Here is an 18,606-nt window from a genome sequence, read left to right on the forward strand (position 1 = left end):
TAAATGGGTTAGAGCGTTTTACCGGCCCGTTGTAACAACATTTCCCGCATCGCAGTTTTGACTTTATGCATATGAATCTGCTTGTTGGGAAACATCACTTCGTCGTCCATGGCGTGCACGACCATCGCCGGATCGATTTCAAAAATCAGCAGTTCGCCGTTCTGCGTCTCGGCACAATCGATACCGATGTACTCAAGACCCGTGCGCTGGCTAATTGCGTCCAGTGCATCACGGTGGCGTGCGGCAAAATCAGCGAATTCGTTCAGGAAGCGAGCCTCCTGAGCGCGTTTGTTTTCGTCTTCGTACATCCCTGCGTTGACGTAATGGATCATCCAGTTGGACGACACGCCCATATGGCAGGCATACGCTTTGCCGTCGATTAGCACCAGGCGCATTTTGCGAAACAGACCGTCGTCACCGCTGTAATCCACGAAACGGGACAAGAAAAACGTATCCTCGTCGTTCTGCTGCAGATAGGACGCGACGGCCTCACGGTTTTCCACTTTTTGTAGACCATGACCACCATGGCTGCCGACCGGGCGCAGAATAATCGGAAAGGCGTGATCTTCGGCGATATCGGAGACGGACTTCTCTCCCGCTGCCACAGATTGCAGGGACTGGCGGCCGATATGCAGCGCCGGGCAGATCACCAGACCGGGCACATTTTGCAGCAGGATACTGGCGTTGTGGCGTTCAGAATTGGGGACGTTTTGAGGCGGATTCAGGACCGGCGTAGGCCAGTCGCGCAGAACATTCTCCAGGCGCTGCAAAACGGCACTTTGTTCGTCGCTGGCACCAATCGCCACCATCACCAGATCATGTTCCGGCACGGGTGACGTCAACGGATGCGGCGCAGTGGGATCAACATAGTAATTGATGAGATCGACGTCGCTATCTTCAAGCAGGCAGTCGAGCGGAATATTGGCCGAAAGATTACCCGGCACCATCAGCATCAGTACACGCAGTTTCGTTGGCTGACGCGCATGCCAGTGGTAAACGCGTTGCATCTGCAGCGCCTGGTTTTGAATTTGCAGACCTAACTCTTCATGTTTCAGGCTCATCATGGCCGTGGCAAGGTTCATCCACAGGGTCGCATCTTCCGGTGCTTTTTCCGCAAGGGCGATCATTTCTTGTGCCATAGAGGAGAAGTCAATACCTGCGATGCTCATACGTAAAAACGGCGCCATTCCCAGGAATGGCAACGATTGAGCTTCCGGCTCTGACGTTAACGACATACTGAGTGCCTCTGGTTATACAGTCGATATGACTTATGATGCTATAAATGACCAGATGGCAATGCGGTGATTAGCGGGGATAAAAAGCGGGATAACGAGAGTTACCCTCGGAAAGTGCGTCATTGCTGGGGTAAATAGTGCGAATTTTTCTATGAAATGCCGATAAACCACCTGAATGGTAATAAAAGAAGGGGGAACTGTGCCCCCTTCATTTTTACTTATCGGAGGAGGCGTGCCAGAGGTTGAGTTCACCGTCGGCAACATGCTTATCGATCTGCGCCAGTTCGTGTTCACTGAATGTTAGATTGTTTAGCGCCAGCACGTTTTCTTCCAGTTGCTCCGGACGGCTTGCGCCGATCAACACGGAGGTGACACGGTCGTCTTTCAGCAGCCAGCTCAGGGCCATCTGGGCCATGGATTGCCCACGCGCGGTGGCCATCTCATTGAGCAGCCGCAGGCTGCTGAGGTTGGCTTCGGTCAGCATTTTTTCCGACAGGCCGCGAACCTTCTTCCCTTCTTTCTGCATCCGCGAACCTTCCGGGATCCCGTTAAGGTATTTTCCGGTCAGCAATCCCTGTGCCAGCGGGGTAAAGGCAATACAGCCAACGCCGTTGGCGTCGAGCGTATCCAGTAAGCCGGTTTTATCGACCCAGCGGTTAAGCAAGTTGTAAGAAGGCTGATGGATCAACAGGGGAATCTTCCACTCGTGCAGCAGCGCTACCATTGTCTGGGTTCGCGGCGTTGAATAAGAGGAGATACCGACATAGAGCGCTTTGCCGCTCTGTACGGCCTGTGCCAGGGCGGCAGCGGTCTCTTCCATCGGCGTATTCTCATCGACACGATGCGAATAGAAGATATCGACGTAGTCCAGCCCCATGCGTTTCAGGCTTTGATCGAGGCTGGCGAGTAAGTACTTACGGGAGCCGCCGGAACCGTAAGGGCCGGGCCACATGTCATATCCTGCTTTGGTGGATATGATCAACTCATCGCGGTAAGCGGTGAAATCTTCACGCAGCAAACGCCCAAAGTTTTCTTCCGCGCTACCCGGAGGCGGACCGTAGTTATTGGCTAAATCAAAATGGGTGATGCCTAAATCGAAGGCTTTACGTAACAGCGCCCGCTGGGAATCAAGGGCTTGAACATGGCCGAAGCTGTGCCACAAACCCAGCGACAGTGCGGGCAGGCGCAGGCCGCTTTTACCGCAGTAACGATACTGCATCTGCTCATAGCGAGCAGGGTTGGCAAACCAGGGCATGATGTCTCCTTTCTTGTAGATGTAAGGTCGAAACAGTGTTTTTATTCTATAACGGTTCTGGTGACGTGCTCTCGACGGGATAAAAAAATCTCTTCGTTAGTGTTCTTCTTTCTAATGATAACGTCGTGCGATTATTTGTTTTTTGAGGTTGTCAGGTGCTGAAATAGATTGTCGACACTGAACTCCGGCGAAGGGGCTCTGGGCGTTGAGGTTATATTGTGTTCAAGACGTTACGGCAAGGTAAAATAGGCTTGCGCAAATGCTTCATATCGACAGGGCTGGCGGTGGTGCGACATACGAGCTTTTCCGGAAGATGCGCAAATTTTCTGAGAAAATTCTTAGGCTATGACGTTCGCGAACCATTGTTGTTATGAGACGGACAAACGATAAATTATATTTATTGAATATGATCGAAATAACCGTTGGTTTTCCACGCTTCCCGTAATCCTGCCTGCGCAGTGTCACTTTCAAAGCATTGCGCTGTACGATTTATCGCATTTCAATCAGAAGGTTATCATTCTCTCTGCACGTCACGGTGGAAACCGCCTTTTGTCACCATTACGGGTAACAAAAAACGCATTAACATTACAAATGGTATGGTTATTGTCTCTTTGATTTTATTTATGGCAGCATGGTTAATGATTATTTTTATATTATATTATGATTCTTGTATTGTTGTTTTTAATTTTTACTTCAGGGCTGGTTTTTTGTTTTTCCTTTATTGTGTCTTTTGTTGTTTATTTATAATATTTTCTCAGATATTTTTTTAATTTTTATTTTATTTGTAAAAAACGTTTTGAATTTTAATTTCAATTGCAGATCTAATAACTCATCAATAAATTTCTCTCATAATATAAAGCAGTTACATAGGGTTTAGTTAGGTTGCTAACCTTAAAAAATGAATGAGATACCGCACCTTGTTTTCAGAAAATAACATCCATAAGTGAAGGTAAACCACGATGGGATATGGACAAATATTGCCCATTTTGTGATCAATTTTTTACTTTGAACTATACAAATTTCCTAAATGTTGCCGATAAAGGAATTAACTCTCAATTCCGAGTAAGCATGTCCCTTCACTGCAAGGAAATAATTATGCGTATGCTTCAAAACTTTACTATCCGAATCGTCATGCTGGTGATCCTGGGCATTTTTGGCCTGTTGTGGTCCGGTGTCGGTTTGTATAGCGTTTTCTCTCTTTCAAAAGTGGCAGATGGCAATGAAGTTGATCGCCAGCTTGTGTCACAGATGACGTTGCTTAGCCAGGGCAATGACCAATACTTCCGTTTTGTTACGCGCCTTAGTCGTGCGATGGAGGCAAAAAGCGCAGGCGGTGCAGTCGATTTTGCCCCTGCACAGCAGTCGCTTGAGAGCATGGCGAAAAAACTTACCGAGTTTAAAGCTATCTCTCCGGGACCTATGGATCCGAAGGTATCGGAACAGGTCATCGCTGCCTGGCAGGCACTGCTTGATCAGGGCATCACACCGCAGATGCAGGCGGCCCAACAAGGGTCGGTTGAAGCCTATCGTCAGCAGGCAAACAACGTGACCCCTGCATTGAGTCGGGCATTTGGCGCAACCACTGACAGCTTTAATAAAGCGGCAGGTGTCAGTCTTGACGAAACCCGTGTGATGGTTGACAGCCAGACCCACATCACCCGTGCGATTATTATCGTGGCAATGGTGCTGGGGTTACTGATTCTGCTATTCACCGACCGCTACCTGGTGACGATGCTGGTGAGACCGTTGGATGCCATCCGTGCTCACTTCACGAAAATGGCGCAGGGTGACCTTAGCCAGCCAATCCCCGATTTTGGCCGCAATTGCGTAGGACGTGTCGTGCCCTTGCTGCGTGCGACTCAGGATAGCCTGCGAGATGCGGTCAGCTCTATCCGTAACGGTAGTGAGAATATCTGGCGCGGCGCGACCGAGATTTCCAGCGGCAACAATGATCTCTCTTCCCGTACCGAAGAGCAGGCGGCAGCGCTGGAACAGACGGCGGCCAGCATGGAACAACTGACGGCAACGGTGAAACTGAACGCCGATAACGCCAGCCAGGCTAGTGAATTGGCCGATGTCGCCTCCTCAACGGCAAGTAAGGGTGGCGCGCTGGTAGAGGAAGTTATCAGCACAATGGATGGCATCTCTCAAAGCTCGAAGAAAATTGCGGAAATCACCACGGTGATTAATAGCATCGCCTTCCAGACCAATATCCTGGCACTTAACGCCGCTGTCGAAGCTGCTCGTGCGGGTGAGCAGGGGCGTGGCTTTGCGGTCGTTGCTGGCGAAGTGCGTAACCTGGCCAGCCGAAGCGCAGGCGCGGCGAAAGAAATCGAATCGCTTATCGCGGACTCCGTTACCCGCGTGGAGAAAGGCGCCAAACTGGTCAATGACACCGGCACTACGATGGAAGGCATTCTGCGTGCGGTTACCGAAGTGACCACCATCATGAAACAGATTGCCGCCGCATCTGCGGAGCAGAGCAAAGGCATTTCGCAGGTAGGCGTCGCCATCACCCAGATGGATAGCGTCACCCAGCAGAACGCCTCGCTGGTAGAAGAAATTTCTGCTGCAGCGGCGGCGCTTGAGGTACAAACAGAAGAGTTGCAGCGTTCTGTACAACAGTTCCGTTTGTCAGCTAATGAGCAGGTCAATGTCGCGGCGCCGACAGCAGTGAAAACACCTGTCTTGCGCGGTACCGCTAAGAAAGCCGCTTCTTCGTCAGATGAATGGGTCTCGTTTTAAATAACACTGTTACTGCTCAAAATATCGCTATATAGTTATGTATATATCGGTTGAGGGCAGTAAGAATGGAAAACCATTTTGGCAAAGGGTTGATGGCAGGGCTTAAGGCAACACGGGCGGATGAAGCCAGTAGGGTCGCGCATTTTTGTTCTGACTATAAACGCGGTTTTGTGCTCGGTTTTTCGCATCGTATGTTCGAAAAAACCGGTGACAGGCAACTGAGTGCCTGGGAGGCTGGCGTGCTGACGCGCCGTTATGGGCTGGATAAAGAGATGATCATGGATTTTTTCCGTGAGAGCCATTCCGGCACGGTGATGCGTTTTTTTATGGCTGGCTATCGGGCCGAACGCTAAGCATACCGGCACCCTTTGACCCTTTTAGAAAGCCACGCTTCTGCGTGGCTTTCTTCGTTTTTATCCCTTGTGTAAACACCCTGTACTTTGTGACATACCACGCTGATATTGAATGTTTCGTTCGTATAGACACACTTTTTGTATGATTACTTGATCGCACGCGCACACCCATTGCCTGAATCCAGTGTAAAAACAGGGCTAATTTTTGGCAAAGGAATGACAATGCATGGCCGACGAAATTCCTCAACTGACTTCTTTTACCTCCTGCGGCATTAATCGTCGCGATTTTATGAAGCTTTGTACCGCACTGGCAGCCACGATGGGGCTTAGCAGCACTGCTGCTGCGAAGATGGCGCAAGCCGTTACACAGAGCAAGCGCCCGCCCGTGGTCTGGATTGGCGCGCAGGAGTGTACTGGATGTACTGAATCGCTGCTTCGCGCAACGCATCCCACCGTTGAAAACCTCGTGCTGGAAACCATCTCGCTGGAGTACCACGAAGTACTGAGCGCCGCGTTTGGTCACCAGGTCGAAGAGAACAAACACCACGCTCTGGAAACCTATAAAGGGCAGTACGTTCTGGTGATAGACGGTTCGATTCCGCTTAAAGACAACGGCATTTATTGCATGGTGGCGGGCGAACCGATTATCGACCATATCCGTAAAGCGGCAGAAAATGCCGCGGCGATTATCGCGATTGGTTCCTGTTCTGCATGGGGCGGTGTGGCCGCAGCCGGGGTTAACCCCACCGGGGCGGTGGGTCTGCAAGAGGTGCTCCCAGGTAAAACGGTGATTAACATTCCAGGCTGCCCGCCGAACCCACACAATTTCCTCGCCACGGTGGCGCACATCATTACCTTTGGCAAACCGCCGAAGCTTGATGCGAAAAACCGTCCGCTCTTTGCCTATGGCCGCCTGATTCACGAGCATTGCGAGCGGCGTCCCCATTTCGACGCCGGACGCTTCGCCAAAGAGTTTGGCGATGACGGGCATCGTGAAGGCTGGTGCCTCTACCATTTGGGATGTAAAGGTCCTGAAACCTGGGGCAACTGTTCAACGCTGCAATTCTGCGACGTGGGCGGTGTCTGGCCGGTTTCCATTGGTCACCCTTGCTATGGCTGTAACGAAGAGGGCGTTGGCTTCCACAAAGGCATCCACCAACTGGCGCATGTTGAAAACACCACGCCTCGCGTTGATAAGCCACAGGTGAACAGCAAAGAAGGCGGCGTGATGTCGGCTTCCGCTGTCGGTCTGCTGGGTGGTGTGGTTGGATTACTGGCAGGCGTAGGGGTAATGACGGTGCGCGAGCTGGGCCGCCAGCAAAAGAAAAACAACGCTGACTCACAGGGAGAGTGACCGTGAACAGACGTAACTTTCTGAAGGTGGCCTCCGGCGGAGCGCTACTGGCGGGGGGAGCACTACCCGTTTCCGCCGCTGTGCATAACCGCCCGGCGATACCGGGCGCGTGGGGAATGCTCTACGACTCCACCCTGTGCGTCGGTTGCCAGGCGTGCGTCACCCGCTGTCAGGACATCAACTTCCCGGCACGTAACCCACAGGGCGAACAGACCTGGTCGAATAATGCCAAACTCACCCCCTATACCAACAATATTATCCAGGTGTGGCGTAGCGGTACGGCGCAGCATAAAGATCAGCCGACAGACGGTTATGCCTACATCAAAAAACAGTGCATGCACTGCGTTGACCCGAACTGTGTTTCTGTCTGCCCGGTTTCGGCCCTGAAAAAAGATCCCAAAACCGGCATCGTCCATTACGACGCCAGCGTCTGTACCGGCTGCCGCTATTGCATGGTTGCCTGTCCCTACAACGTGCCGAAGTACGATTACAACAACCCCTTCGGCGCGCTGCATAAATGTGAGCTCTGTAATCAGGCGGGCGTGGAGCGGCTCAACAAAGGGGGGCTGCCGGGGTGTGTCGAAGTCTGCCCAACCGGCGCGGTGATTTTCGGTACGCGCGAAGCGTTGCTGGCCGAGGCGCAGAAGCGCCTGAAACTGCAACCCGGCAGTGAATATCCTTACCCGCGCCAGACGCTGGATGCCAACGATCCTAACGTTCGCGAAGTCCCGAAATATCATCCGCACCTTTATGGCGAGCATGAAGGGGGAGGCACGCAGGTTATGGTGCTGACGGGCGTGCCTTATACCTGTCTGGGCTTGCCGGAGCTGGATGATGTTTCGACCGGTGCGCGTTCAGAAAACATTCAGCATACGGTGTACAAGGGGATGATGTTGCCGCTGGCCGTTCTTGCGGGTTTGACCGCGCTGGTGTATCGCCATACCCGAAGCGATGACCATAAGGGAGGGGATGACGATGCATCATGATCCGCAGCCGCTTGGCGGAAAGTTACTCAGTAAACCGATCTATATGTTTGGGCCGCTGATCGTCTTGTGCGGGCTGTTCATCCTCAAGCGCCTGGTTTTCGGTCTGGGATCCGTTTCCGACCTGAATGGCGGGTACCCGTGGGGGATTTGGATCGCCTTCGACTTGCTCATCGGCACCGGTTTCGCCTGTGGCGGCTGGGCGCTCGCCTGGATGGTCTATGCCTTTAATCGTGGCGAATATCATCCGCTGGTGCGCCCGGCACTGCTGGCCAGCCTGTTCGGTTATTCGCTGGGGGGCTTATCCATTACCGTCGACGTTGGTCGTTACTGGAACCTGCCGTATTTCTACATTCCGGGCCATTTTAACGTCAACTCGGTGCTGTTTGAGACCGCGGTGTGCATGACGATTTATATCGGCGTGATGGCGCTGGAGTTTGCCCCTGCTTTGCTGGAGCGTCTGGGCTGGAAGGTGTCGCTAAAACGGCTCAATAAAGTGATGTTTTTCATCATTGCGCTGGGTGCGTTACTGCCCACCATGCACCAGTCGTCAATGGGATCGCTGATGATTGCCGCCGGACACAAAGTGCATCCGCTGTGGCAAAGCTATGAAATGCTGCCGCTTTTCTCGTTGCTGACGGCGTTTATTATGGGCTTCTCCATCCTCATTTTTGAAGGTTCTTTGCTACAGGCGGGGTTAAAAGGAAACGGGCCGGATGAACGGCACCTGTTCAGTAAACTTACCGGTACGTTGAGCGTGCTGTTGGCGCTGTTTCTGGTGGCGCGCTTTGGCGAGCTTATCTGGCGTAACAAACTGTCGTTCGCTTTTGCCGGGGATGGTTACAGCCTGATGTTCTGGGCCGAAATACTGCTGCTGGCTTTCCCGCTGGTGGTGTTTCGTGTGCCGCGCCTGCGCAACGACGCCCGATTCCTGTTTACCGGTGCGGTGAGTATGCTGCTGGGTTGTGCGCTGTGGCGTCTGTCCTACTCTTTGCTGGCATTCAACCCCGGTGACGGCTACCACTACTTCCCAACGGCTGAAGAGCTGATCATTTCCATTGGTTTTGTGGCAACGGAGATTTGCGCGTACATCCTACTTATCCGCCTGTTACCCATAATTCCCCCGTTAAAACAATCAGAAAGCCATGAGGCGAGTAAAGCATGAGTCAACGTATCACCATCGATCCGGTGACCCGTATTGAGGGTCATTTACGCATTGATTGCGAAATTGAAAATGGCGTGGTTTCCCGTGCCTGGGCATCGGGAACCATGTGGCGCGGAATGGAAGAGATTGTGAAGGGGCGGGATCCGCGCGACGCGTGGATGATCGTGCAGCGCATTTGCGGCGTTTGCACCACCACCCATGCGATTTCCTCGGTGCGTGCGGCGGAAAGCGCATTGAAAATCAATGTGCCGCTAAACGCTCAGTACATCCGTAATATTATTCTGGCGGCGCACACCACCCACGACCATATCGTGCATTTCTACCAGCTTTCCGCACTCGACTGGGTAGATATCACCTCGGCTTTGCAGGCCGATCCGCAAAAAGCGTCGGCATTGCTAAAAGGCATCTCGAACTGGTCGCTAAACAGCGCCGAAGAGTTCGCCAAAGTGCAGCAGAAAATCAAAGCGCTGGTTGCCAGCGGGCAGTTAGGTATTTTCGCCAACGGTTATTGGGGACATCCGGCAATGAAACTGCCGCCGGAAATTAACCTGATTGCCGTGGCGCACTATCTGCAGGCGCTGGAGTGTCAGCGTGATGCCAACCGCGTGGTGGCGTTGCTTGGTGGCAAAAGCCCGCATATCCAGAACCTGGCGGTTGGCGGCGTGGCTAACCCGATTAACCTCGATGGGCTGGGCGTGCTCAATCTTGAGCGCCTGATGTACATCAAAACCTTTATTGACCGCCTGGAAGACTTTGTCGAGCAGGTTTACAAGGTCGATACGGCGGTGATCGCGGCGTTCTACCCGGAATGGCTGACGATGGGCAAAGGCGCGGTTAACTATCTGAGCGCGCCGGAATTCCCTACTGATGCCCAGAATGGCAGCTTCCTTTTCCCCGGCGGCTACATTGCCAACGGGGACCTCGCTACCCGCCGTGAAATCACTTCCCACAGTGACGAATACCTGATCAAGGGGATTCAGGAGAGCGCGAAACATGCCTGGTATAAAGATGAGGAGCCGCAGGCGCCGTGGGAAGGGACGACCGTGCCTGCCTATACGGGCTGGCAGGACGAGGGCAAATACAGTTGGGTGAAATCCCCCACCTTCTATGGCAAAACCGTGGAGGTTGGCCCGCTGGCGAACATGCTCAATAAGCTGGCCGCGAAACGGGAAACGACCTGGGAAAAACTTAACGATATCATTGCTATCTACCAGAAACTTACCGGGAAAACCCTTGGCGTCGAGCAGTTGCACTCCACACTTGGCCGCGTGATTGGCCGTACCGTTCACGCCTGCGAGCTACAGCATATCCTGCAGCATCAATACAAGGCGCTGATTACCAATATCGGCAAAGGCGACCACGTGACGTTCGTGAAACCGGATATTCCGGCGACGGGCGAGTTTAAAGGGGTGGGTTTCCTGGAAGCGCCACGCGGCATGTTGTCGCACTGGATGGTGATCAAGGACGGCAAAATCAGCAACTACCAGGCGGTAGTGCCGTCGACCTGGAATGCCGGTCCGCGTAATGCTAATGGCGATATCGGGCCGTATGAGCAGTCGCTGATTGGCACCCCGATTGCGGATGCGAATAAACCACTGGAAGTGGTGCGTACCATCCACTCGTTTGACCCTTGCATGGCCTGCGCGGTGCATGTTGTCGACGCGGACGGTAACGATGTTGTCTCGGTGAAGGTGCTGTGATGCGTATTTTGGTACTGGGGGTCGGTAACATTTTATTGAGCGACGAAGGTATTGGCGTTCGCGTTATTGAAGCGCTGGAGCAGCGTTATGTTATGCCAGAAGGCGTAGAGGTGCTGGACGGCGGCACTGCGGGCATGGAGTTGCTGGAAGCCATGGCGAATCGCACCCACCTGATCATCGTTGATGCGATCGTGTCGCGCAAAAGCGAGCCGGGCGCGCTGCTTATCCTGCGTGATGAAGAGGTGCCGGTGCTGTTCAACAATAAAATCTCGCCCCATCAGTTGGGGCTATCTGATGTCCTTTCCGCCCTGCGCTTTACCGGCGAATTCCCGGATAACATTACCCTGGTGGGGGTGATTCCCCACTCGCTGGAGCCGAACATCGGGCTGACGCCAATCGTTGAGGCAAGCCTGGAGCCTGCGTTACAGGCGGTACTTATGGCGCTACAGGAATCCGGCGTAACACCGGCATTACGGGAGCGCGCGTATGTCTGATTTCCTCGGTTTTCAACATTCCCCACATGAACTGGTGGAAGCTGCGTTTGCGCGCATTGCCACAGATGAGATGCAGGATTTGCCCTTTTTACATCCGACTATGCCGGTTTTTGTCCCCGGCTTTACGTTGTTTGAAGGGCAATGGATCGGCTGCGTATTGACGCCCTGGATGCTGAGCCTGGCTATCTTTCCCGGCCCGGATCAGTGCTGGCCCCCGCGAAAAGTGGGGGAGAAGATCGGCCTGCAACTTCCCTTTGGCGAGATGATGTTTACCGTCGGTGAACTGGATGGGATATCCCAGTACTGCGCCTGTTCACTGATGTCGCCATTGGCGCATGATCTCTCCGTCGGGCAAGGGAAAACGCTGGCCCAGGATTGCCTGCGCATGGTGCTTTCTCTGCCGGTGCGTGACCCGCAGTTCAGCCGCCGAGCCCTGTTTGCTGGCCTTAAAGGCGGCGAGTATGCATGAGCTTTCCCTGTGCCAGAACCTGGTTGAGATCCTTGAACAACAGGCTCAGCAGCATGGGGCAAAGCGGGTAACGGGCGTCTGGCTGGAACTGGGGGCGTTTGCCTGTATCGAGGAGAGCGCCCTGCGTTTTGGCTTTGAGATAACCTGCCGGGGAACGGTGGCAGAAGGGTGTCAGTTGCACCTTTCACAGCGTCCTTCGCTGGCCTGGTGCTGGAACTGCAACGAAAGCGTTGAGGTGAGCGGGGATGAGGTGTGCCCGCATTGCCACAGCCCCGGCTTGCAGCGGGAAAACGACAGCGGCATGCAAATCAAAAGTATCGAAGTCGATCAGGAGTAGCTATGTGTATTGGTGTGCCCGGCCAGGTGGTGAGCGTCGGTGAAAGCGCTCATCATCTGGCGCAGGTCGATGTCTGCGGCGTTCGCCGCGACGTGAATATTATGCTGGTGTGTGAAAGCGAACCCGCCGCGCTGCTTGGCCAGTGGGTGCTGGTGCACGTGGGGTTTGCCATGAGCGTGATTGATGAGGAAGAAGCCCTGGCGACGCTGGAAGCCCTGCGCGAACTGGATATGGATTTCACCGAACCTCAAAGATGAACCAGACCGGGTTTGGCATCGGTAATCATCTGGGTGACCAGCGCCAGATTACCGATTTTCGCCTCGCTGGCCCGGTAAAATTTACTTTTATCAATCAGCAATAAAGACTGATTTGCACGACGCAGAAGGTGCGCTTTATAGGTGGCGTTATATTTCGTTGAATCCCACATCTCCCCGCTGGCATCCACCCCTTCGCAGGAAAAAATAAACAGGTCGACCTCAAGCGATTTCAGCATCGTGACCAGCGCCGGGTTCACGTAGCAGCGATTTTGCCGCTCCAGCCGCCCGCCGGAGCAGATGAGATTGATATGCTGGCGGCGCGCCATCTCCTGGCAAACGGGCAGGCTGTTGGTAAAGACTGTCAGGGGGATATCCGGCAACTGGCGCGCCAGATGAAAACAGGTCGAACTGGCATCCAGCGCCAGCGTCATCCCTTGCTCAATCCAGTTCAGGGCGTGGCGGGCAATATCGGCTTTATCTGCATAATGGCTTTTACGCCGGGCGTAAAACGGCTCGCCATCACTCTGTTGCGGCGTGTGAAGTAATCGCGCCCGACCGTGGCGGCGCACAATTTTTCCCTGCGTCTGTAGCGCTTTTAGATCCCGACGAATGGTCTCTTTGCTGACGCCAAGCTGTCCGGCGAGTGCGTCGGTGGTCAATGTCTCATGTTGTGCCAGTAGCTGAATCAACGAAGCCTGGCGTGTCATTTTCATGTGGGTTCCGCCTGCCGGTATGAAAGGGATAGCAGCGTGTGACCAATGGCTGCCCCATTTTTACCGGTATGTTTTATTTGATACATCGACTGGTCTGCGCGGCGTAGCGCGTTAACAAAATCGTCGCCGCGCTGTACTTCATCAATACCGATGGATGCTCCCACCTGTGCCTCGCCATTATCCAGCTCAAAGGGCGTTAGCGCGGCGTGCAGGCAATTATGCGCGGTGCTGTTGATAAGCAAACTGTTGAGCGCAAACGGCAGTAGCAGGACAAACTCATCGCCCCCCAGACGCCCTACCACTGAGCCTTCCGGACAGGCTTCACGCAGGCGCCGACTTAACTGTATCAACAATTCATCACCACTACGGTGACCAAAGGTGTCGTTGACGACTTTAAAATCGTCCAGATCGATAAACGCTATGCACAAGGGGCCAGCCGCCTTGAGCGTATCGAAATGATGAATCAGCGCGTGGCGGTTCGCCAGCCCGGTCAGCGGGTCGTGGTTCGCCAGCGCCGCGAGCTGCTCTTCATACTGCTTCTCTTTGGTCATGTCGATGTGGGTACCGGTGACCTTTAACGGCTTGCCGTCGCTGTTCCGGTCAGTGACACGCCCACGGTCCAGCACCCAGGTGACAGTGCCGTTTTTATGCTGCATACGGTGCAGCGCTTCATAGAACGGGGTTTTGCCGTTGAGGTGGTCGTAAAACGCATCGAGAACGCGCTGGCGGTCATCCTCATGCAGATGCTCTTTCCAGACATCAAAGTGGGCGCTGAGCTCTTTTGGCTGATAGCCGAGCATCGATCCCCAGCGTCGGTTGTAGATAATCAGTTTCCCGCTGGGCACATCAAGCTGCCATAAACAGAGCCCTGTGCCATCCAGCGCCGCGCTGAGCTTGTTACGGGCATCACGCGCAATTCGCACCAGACGGGCGTTATGCTTTTTCAGATTCTGGATCTGCTGTTTTAACGCATTTTCAGACATTTGGCGTGATTATGGGTAAATAAAAGGCATTCTTACTGGTTATCTAAGAGGTTGTAAATACGATGTGATAAAAACAGTCTCAGGCTGGCCTGGGAAAGGAATTCCCGGACGCTTGCCGTCCGGGAAGAGGGGGATTAGCCGTTGCGTTTGTCTTCGGTGTGGGTGTCGAAATCGCTGGCATCGTGGCGTTCGTGCAACTGTTCGCTCGGCTCACCAAAGGTACGGTTGACCATACGCCCACGCTTCACGGCAGGACGCTCAGCAACCTCTTTGGCCCAGCGCAGAACATTCTGGTAGCCACTGGCTTCAAGGAACTCGGCGGCGTTGTAAACGTTGCCCAGCACCACGTTGCCATACCACGGCCAGATGGCCATATCGGCGATGGTGTATTCGTCACCCGCCACGAATTTGTGTGTTGCGAGCTGTTTGTCGAGCACATCTAACTGTCGCTTGGCTTCCATCGTAAAGCGGTTGATAGCGTACTCGATTTTCACCGGCGCATAATTATAGAAGTGGCCAAAGCCGCCGCCGAGGAATGGCGCGGAGCCTTGCAGCCAGAACAGCCAGTTCAGTGTTTCAGTCCGCCCTGCGGGGTCTTTGGGCAGGAAGTGACCAAACTTCTCTGCGAGATAAAGCAGAATGGCACCGGACTCAAATACGCGCGTTGGCGGGGTGGTGGAGTGGTCACGCAGCGCCGGAATTTTTGAGTTCGGGTTCACGTCCACAAAGCCGCTGGAGAACTGATCGCCTTCACCAATGCGGATGAGCCAGGCGTCATACTCTGCCTCTTTCACGCCCTTCGCCAGTAGCTCTTCGAGCATGATCGTCACTTTCTGGCCGTTCGGCGTACCCAGCGAATAAAGCTGTAGCGGATGCTTACCAACGGGTAATTCTTTGTCATGGGTCGCGCCGGAAATGGGGCGGTTAATATTGGCAAACGCGCCGCCGCCGCTGTCTTTATTCCACGTCCAGACTTTTGGGGGCTGATAGGTGTTCTCTGACATGTTGACCTGCCTTTTCGTTAAGGTATTGAAGCAGTGTAGCAGCCGTCGGATAGGGGCGTGTTGCCCCGCTCCGATCAGGCCAGAATACGCGCCGCCCAGGCGCTGATATCATCACCGCTGCCCAGATCCGCCTGTACCAGGCCGTTGACCATAAAGGTGGGGGAGACGTGGATACCGTTCTGGCGCGCATACTTACAGTGCCATTTGATTTCCGTCTGCAATTCCGGGCGCGCAAAGGCTTCGCTCACCTTCACGCCGCTATAATTTTCAATTCGCTCGATGATCTGCTGCGGGGTGGCATCCATATTCGGGCCGCTGCAGTGGTCGGTAAACTCGAACTCTTCCCGGTGATCGGCAACCGCCTGCATCACCTTATGTGCGGCATCGCGACCATTGGGCAGCGTGGAGGCGGCAAGAATGCAGCGCACAATGACGCCAGAAAACAAATGCCAGGGCTGCGATTGCAGGCGGATTTTTACCGTCACCTTGTCTTCACCCACTTCTTTTAGCAGCGCATCCAGTTTGTTAAACGCGCGCACGGAGAACGGACAGGTGGGTTCCAGAAAAACTTCAAAAGTGCGTGGGCCGTGACCCCAGACCAGCGGCTCGGCATGTAACGGTTGGCTCATGTTGACTCCTGATGGTTAGCACGATGTTGTGGCAGATGTGAACGTTGCGATGACCAAAGAGAATATCAGGATGTGATTTCGTGAGGCACTGGAATTGATGAATTTGGCAGGAGTGACGGCTAAACCGCCCAAAAAGCCAATGCCACAAGCAGACCTTCGGGCTAGACCCTGCGGTTGATGTAGCGCACCTCATTTTGCATTGGCAGCAGAATAGATTTGCTTTGCTAAACCGGTTTAATTAGATTTTAGCGATACATTCTACTGGGAGAAAACCATGTCAGCTCAAGTCTGGTGTCTGGGTGATGCCGTTGTTGATCTGTTGCCAGAGGGCGACGGGCGATTAATGCAGTGCGCGGGGGGAGCCCCGGCCAATGTCGCCGTTGGCATTGCGCGGCTGGAAGGGAAAAGCGGTTTTATCGGCCGGGTGGGGCAGGATCCTTTTGGCAAATTTATGTACGACACGCTACGTCAGGAAAAGGTGAACACGGATTATATGACCTTTGACGAGGCACAGCGTACATCCACCGTTGTCGTCGCCCTCGATGACGAAGGCGAGCGTTCCTTTACCTTCATGGTGCGCCCCAGCGCCGATCTTTTCTTGCAGGCTGATGATTTGCCAGCCTTCCGGCAGGGGGAGTGGTTACACTGCTGTTCTATTGCGCTCTCGGCTGAACCTTCGCGGACCACGACGTTACTCGCCATGCAGCGCATACGTGAAGCAGGCGGCTTCGTCAGTTTTGATCCTAATATTCGTACCGATCTCTGGCAGGATCCGCAGATGCTACAGCGGTGTCTGGAGCGTGCCTTCGCACTGGCCGATGTGGTCAAACTCTCAGAAGAAGAGTTGGCTTTCATGACGGCCTCCACGGATTTACGTATCGCGATGAAAACGCTGGCAGAACGTTTTGCGATCAAACTGTTACTTGTTACCCAGGGCAAAGCTGGCGTGCAGGCGCTCTTTCAGGGCGACATTTTCCATTACCCCAGCGTGCCCGTAGCAAGCGTGGATACCACCGGTGCGGGTGATGCCTTTGTGGCCGGGTTACTGTGGCAACTGGCGCAAACAGGTTTACCCCAAAGTGAGCCAGATCTGGCATTGGGCCTTAAGTATGCGCAGCGATGCGGTGCACTGGCGACCACGGCGAAAGGGGCGATGACCGCGCTACCCCATCTTGCGGCTTTGATGGCGCCGCAGGGCTGATTTCCATAACGATTTGCGACCCTCCTCACATTCACTAAACCGGTTTAGCTAATTTGTTTGCAGGTTGAAATTAACCACGATTATGATTCGCGACTAAACCGGTTTAGCAAAATATTCAGCACTCTTACCTCTTTCATAGGGACGCAAAAACAATGAGAAAAAGCACGCTCGCTATCACGCTTGGTTTGTTAATGGGTTCGGGTTCTGCCCTTGCAGCAGAGGCGGGGACCAGCAGTATCGAGGCGCGCCTTGCCGCGCTGGAACAACGTTTACAGGCCGCCGAACAACGGGCGACTAACGCAGAAAAAAGAGCAGAAGCCGCCGAGTTACAGGCAAAAAATCTGGCAACCGAGCAGCAGAAAACGCAGACCACCACGGCTGAGGTGGCGCAGCGCACCACACAACTGGAGCAGAAATCATCACAGGAAGGTGGCTTTGAGTTCCATGGCTATGCCCGTTCGGGGCTGCTGATGAGCGACTCCGCGGCTAAAACCCAGGGTGGGCCAGGGATGACGCCAGCCGGTGAAACGGGTGGAAATGTTGGCCGTCTGGGCAACGAGCCGGATACCTATGTTGAGATGAATTTTGAACATAAACAGACGCTGGCTAACGGTGCCACCACGCGCTTTAAAGTGATGCTGGCCGACGGGCAGCGCAGCTACAACGACTGGACGGCATCGAGCAGCGACCTCAACCTGCGTCAGGCCTTTACCGAGCTGGGCCATCTGCCCACCTTCACCGGCGCGTTTAAAGACACTACCGTCTGGGCCGGGAAACGCTTTGACCGCGATAACTTCGATATTCACTGGCTTGATTCGGATGTGATTTTCCTCGCCGGGACCGGCGCAGGTATCTATGACATGAAGTGGAGTGATAACGCGCGTAGCAACTTCTCGCTCTATGGCCGCACCTTTGGCGATATCGAAAACAGTGAAAATAATGCCCAGAACTACATCCTGACGCTGAACAACTACTTTGGCCCGGTGCAGGCGATGGTTAGCGGCATGCGTGCAAAAGACAACAACGACCGCCTCGACCTCGATGGTAACAAAGTGAAAAGCGATGCGGCTAACACCGGGGTCCATGCGCTGTTAGGGCTGCACAACGAAAGTTTCTATGGCTTGCGTGAGGGGATGTCGAAAACCGCGCTGCTTTACGGCCATGGCCTCGGTGCTGAGGTGAAAACAGTAGGGGCGGATGGCGCGCTGTTACCTCAGGCGGATACCTGGCGTCTGGCGACCTACGGCATGACCCCACTGGGTGGCGGCTGGCATATTGCACCTGCGGTACTGGCGCAGAGCAGCAAAGACCGTTACGTCAAAGGCGACAGCTACGAGTGGGCGACGGTTAACATGCGACTGATACAGGAACTGACGCAGAATTTCGAGATGCAGTATGAAGGCAGCTATCAGTATATGGATCTCAAACCGGAGGGGTACAACAGCCGGAATGCGGTCAACGGCAGCTTCTACAAACTCACCGTTGCGCCAACATTGAAAGCAGGTGATGTGGGTGAGTTCCTGAAACGTCCGGAACTGCGTCTTTTCGCCTCCTGGATGGATTGGGATCACAAGCTGGACAACTATGCCAGCGATGATGCTCTGGGTAGCAACGGCTTTAAGTCTGGCGGCGAATGGACCTTCGGCGTGCAGATGGAAACCTGGTTCTGATAATGAAGCCCCGTTAAGGGGCTTCTTGACGCGCTAATTATTACAAATTTCCATAAAAC

The 18,606-nt window shown here is 54.0% G+C and carries 18 protein-coding genes; 12 read left to right on the forward strand and 6 right to left on the reverse strand.

From position 1 onward, the window contains the following. Nucleotides 1-8: 8 nt before the first annotated feature. The gene (locus ABU190_RS17375) at nt 9-1,235 is read right to left on the reverse strand and encodes a hypothetical protein (RefSeq protein WP_354691954.1); all 1,227 of its coding nucleotides are present in this window, start codon (nt 1,233-1,235) and stop codon (nt 9-11) included. Between the two features lie 214 nt (nt 1,236-1,449). Beyond that, the gene (locus ABU190_RS17380) at nt 1,450-2,490 is read right to left on the reverse strand and encodes an aldo/keto reductase (RefSeq protein ID WP_354691955.1); all 1,041 of its coding nucleotides are present in this window, start codon (nt 2,488-2,490) and stop codon (nt 1,450-1,452) included. A gap of 1,095 nt (nt 2,491-3,585) precedes the next feature. On the opposite strand from ABU190_RS17380, the gene ABU190_RS17385 reads away from it, so the two are divergent. The 10 genes from ABU190_RS17385 (at nt 3,586) to hybG (ending at nt 12,347) form a co-directional block, all read left to right on the forward strand. Beyond that, nucleotides 3,586-5,235 (forward strand): methyl-accepting chemotaxis protein, encoded by a 1,650-nt coding sequence (locus ABU190_RS17385; protein WP_354691956.1) that lies wholly within the window; start codon nt 3,586-3,588, stop codon nt 5,233-5,235. Between the two features lie 65 nt (nt 5,236-5,300). Continuing rightward, the gene (locus ABU190_RS17390) at nt 5,301-5,588 is read left to right on the forward strand and encodes a DUF2623 family protein (RefSeq protein ID WP_354691957.1); all 288 of its coding nucleotides are present in this window, start codon (nt 5,301-5,303) and stop codon (nt 5,586-5,588) included. A gap of 226 nt (nt 5,589-5,814) precedes the next feature. Then, entirely contained in the window at nt 5,815-6,942 is a 1,128-nt protein-coding gene (hybO, locus tag ABU190_RS17395) for a hydrogenase 2 small subunit (protein ID WP_354691958.1), read from the forward strand. A 2-nt stretch (nt 6,943-6,944) separates the two neighbouring features. Next, nucleotides 6,945-7,928, forward strand: coding sequence for a hydrogenase 2 operon protein HybA (gene hybA, locus ABU190_RS17400; RefSeq protein ID WP_132438597.1), 984 nt, complete (start codon nt 6,945-6,947; stop codon nt 7,926-7,928). Next, complete coding sequence (hybB, locus tag ABU190_RS17405; RefSeq protein WP_039078065.1) at nt 7,918-9,090, forward strand: Ni/Fe-hydrogenase cytochrome b subunit; 1,173 nt, start codon at nt 7,918-7,920, stop codon at nt 9,088-9,090. The genes hybA and hybB overlap by 11 nt, the downstream gene beginning before the upstream one ends. Further along, the gene (hybC, locus tag ABU190_RS17410; RefSeq protein ID WP_039078064.1) at nt 9,087-10,790 is read left to right on the forward strand and encodes a hydrogenase 2 large subunit; all 1,704 of its coding nucleotides are present in this window, start codon (nt 9,087-9,089) and stop codon (nt 10,788-10,790) included. Before hybB ends, hybC begins: the two co-directional genes overlap by 4 nt. Continuing rightward, complete coding sequence (locus ABU190_RS17415; protein ID WP_039078063.1) at nt 10,790-11,284, forward strand: HyaD/HybD family hydrogenase maturation endopeptidase; 495 nt, start codon at nt 10,790-10,792, stop codon at nt 11,282-11,284. The genes hybC and ABU190_RS17415 overlap by 1 nt, the downstream gene beginning before the upstream one ends. Beyond that, complete coding sequence (gene hybE / locus ABU190_RS17420; protein WP_354691959.1) at nt 11,277-11,753, forward strand: hydrogenase-2 assembly chaperone; 477 nt, start codon at nt 11,277-11,279, stop codon at nt 11,751-11,753. Before ABU190_RS17415 ends, hybE begins: the two co-directional genes overlap by 8 nt. Next, entirely contained in the window at nt 11,746-12,090 is a 345-nt protein-coding gene (hypA, locus tag ABU190_RS17425; RefSeq protein WP_071194557.1) for a hydrogenase maturation nickel metallochaperone HypA, read from the forward strand. Before hybE ends, hypA begins: the two co-directional genes overlap by 8 nt. 2 nt (nt 12,091-12,092) lie before the next feature. Continuing rightward, nucleotides 12,093-12,347 (forward strand): hydrogenase maturation factor HybG, encoded by a 255-nt coding sequence (gene hybG / locus ABU190_RS17430; RefSeq protein WP_071194558.1) that lies wholly within the window; start codon nt 12,093-12,095, stop codon nt 12,345-12,347. On the opposite strand, the gene fucR is transcribed toward hybG, so the two are convergent. From fucR to ABU190_RS17450, 4 genes are all read right to left on the reverse strand, one after another. After that, entirely contained in the window at nt 12,338-13,060 is a 723-nt protein-coding gene (fucR, locus tag ABU190_RS17435) for an L-fucose operon activator (RefSeq protein WP_354691960.1), read from the reverse strand. The genes hybG and fucR overlap by 10 nt on opposite strands. Continuing rightward, nucleotides 13,057-14,043: a sensor domain-containing diguanylate cyclase gene (locus ABU190_RS17440; RefSeq protein ID WP_354691961.1), complete on the reverse strand. Its 987-nt coding sequence runs from the start codon at nt 14,041-14,043 to the stop codon at nt 13,057-13,059. The genes fucR and ABU190_RS17440 overlap by 4 nt, the downstream gene beginning before the upstream one ends. Nucleotides 14,044-14,177: 134 nt before the next feature. After that, complete coding sequence (yghU, locus tag ABU190_RS17445) at nt 14,178-15,047, reverse strand: glutathione-dependent disulfide-bond oxidoreductase (RefSeq protein WP_193794375.1); 870 nt, start codon at nt 15,045-15,047, stop codon at nt 14,178-14,180. 74 nt (nt 15,048-15,121) lie between these two features. Then, nucleotides 15,122-15,676, reverse strand: coding sequence for a thioredoxin domain-containing protein (locus tag ABU190_RS17450; RefSeq protein WP_110295754.1), 555 nt, complete (start codon nt 15,674-15,676; stop codon nt 15,122-15,124). A 274-nt stretch (nt 15,677-15,950) separates the two neighbouring features. Between ABU190_RS17450 and ABU190_RS17455 the strand changes: the two genes are divergently transcribed. Beyond that, nucleotides 15,951-16,877 carry an aminoimidazole riboside kinase gene (locus tag ABU190_RS17455; RefSeq protein ID WP_354691962.1) on the forward strand — a complete coding sequence of 309 codons (927 nt, stop codon included), beginning with the start codon at nt 15,951-15,953 and terminating at the stop codon, nt 16,875-16,877. Nucleotides 16,878-17,029: 152 nt separating this feature from the next. Further along, nucleotides 17,030-18,547, forward strand: coding sequence for a carbohydrate porin (locus tag ABU190_RS17460; RefSeq protein ID WP_354691963.1), 1,518 nt, complete (start codon nt 17,030-17,032; stop codon nt 18,545-18,547). Nucleotides 18,548-18,606: the final 59 nt, after the last annotated feature.

Origin of the sequence: Phytobacter sp. RSE-02, from assembly GCF_040578655.1 — a bacterium.
GTDB classification, from domain to species: Bacteria; Pseudomonadota; Gammaproteobacteria; order Enterobacterales; family Enterobacteriaceae; genus Phytobacter; species Phytobacter diazotrophicus.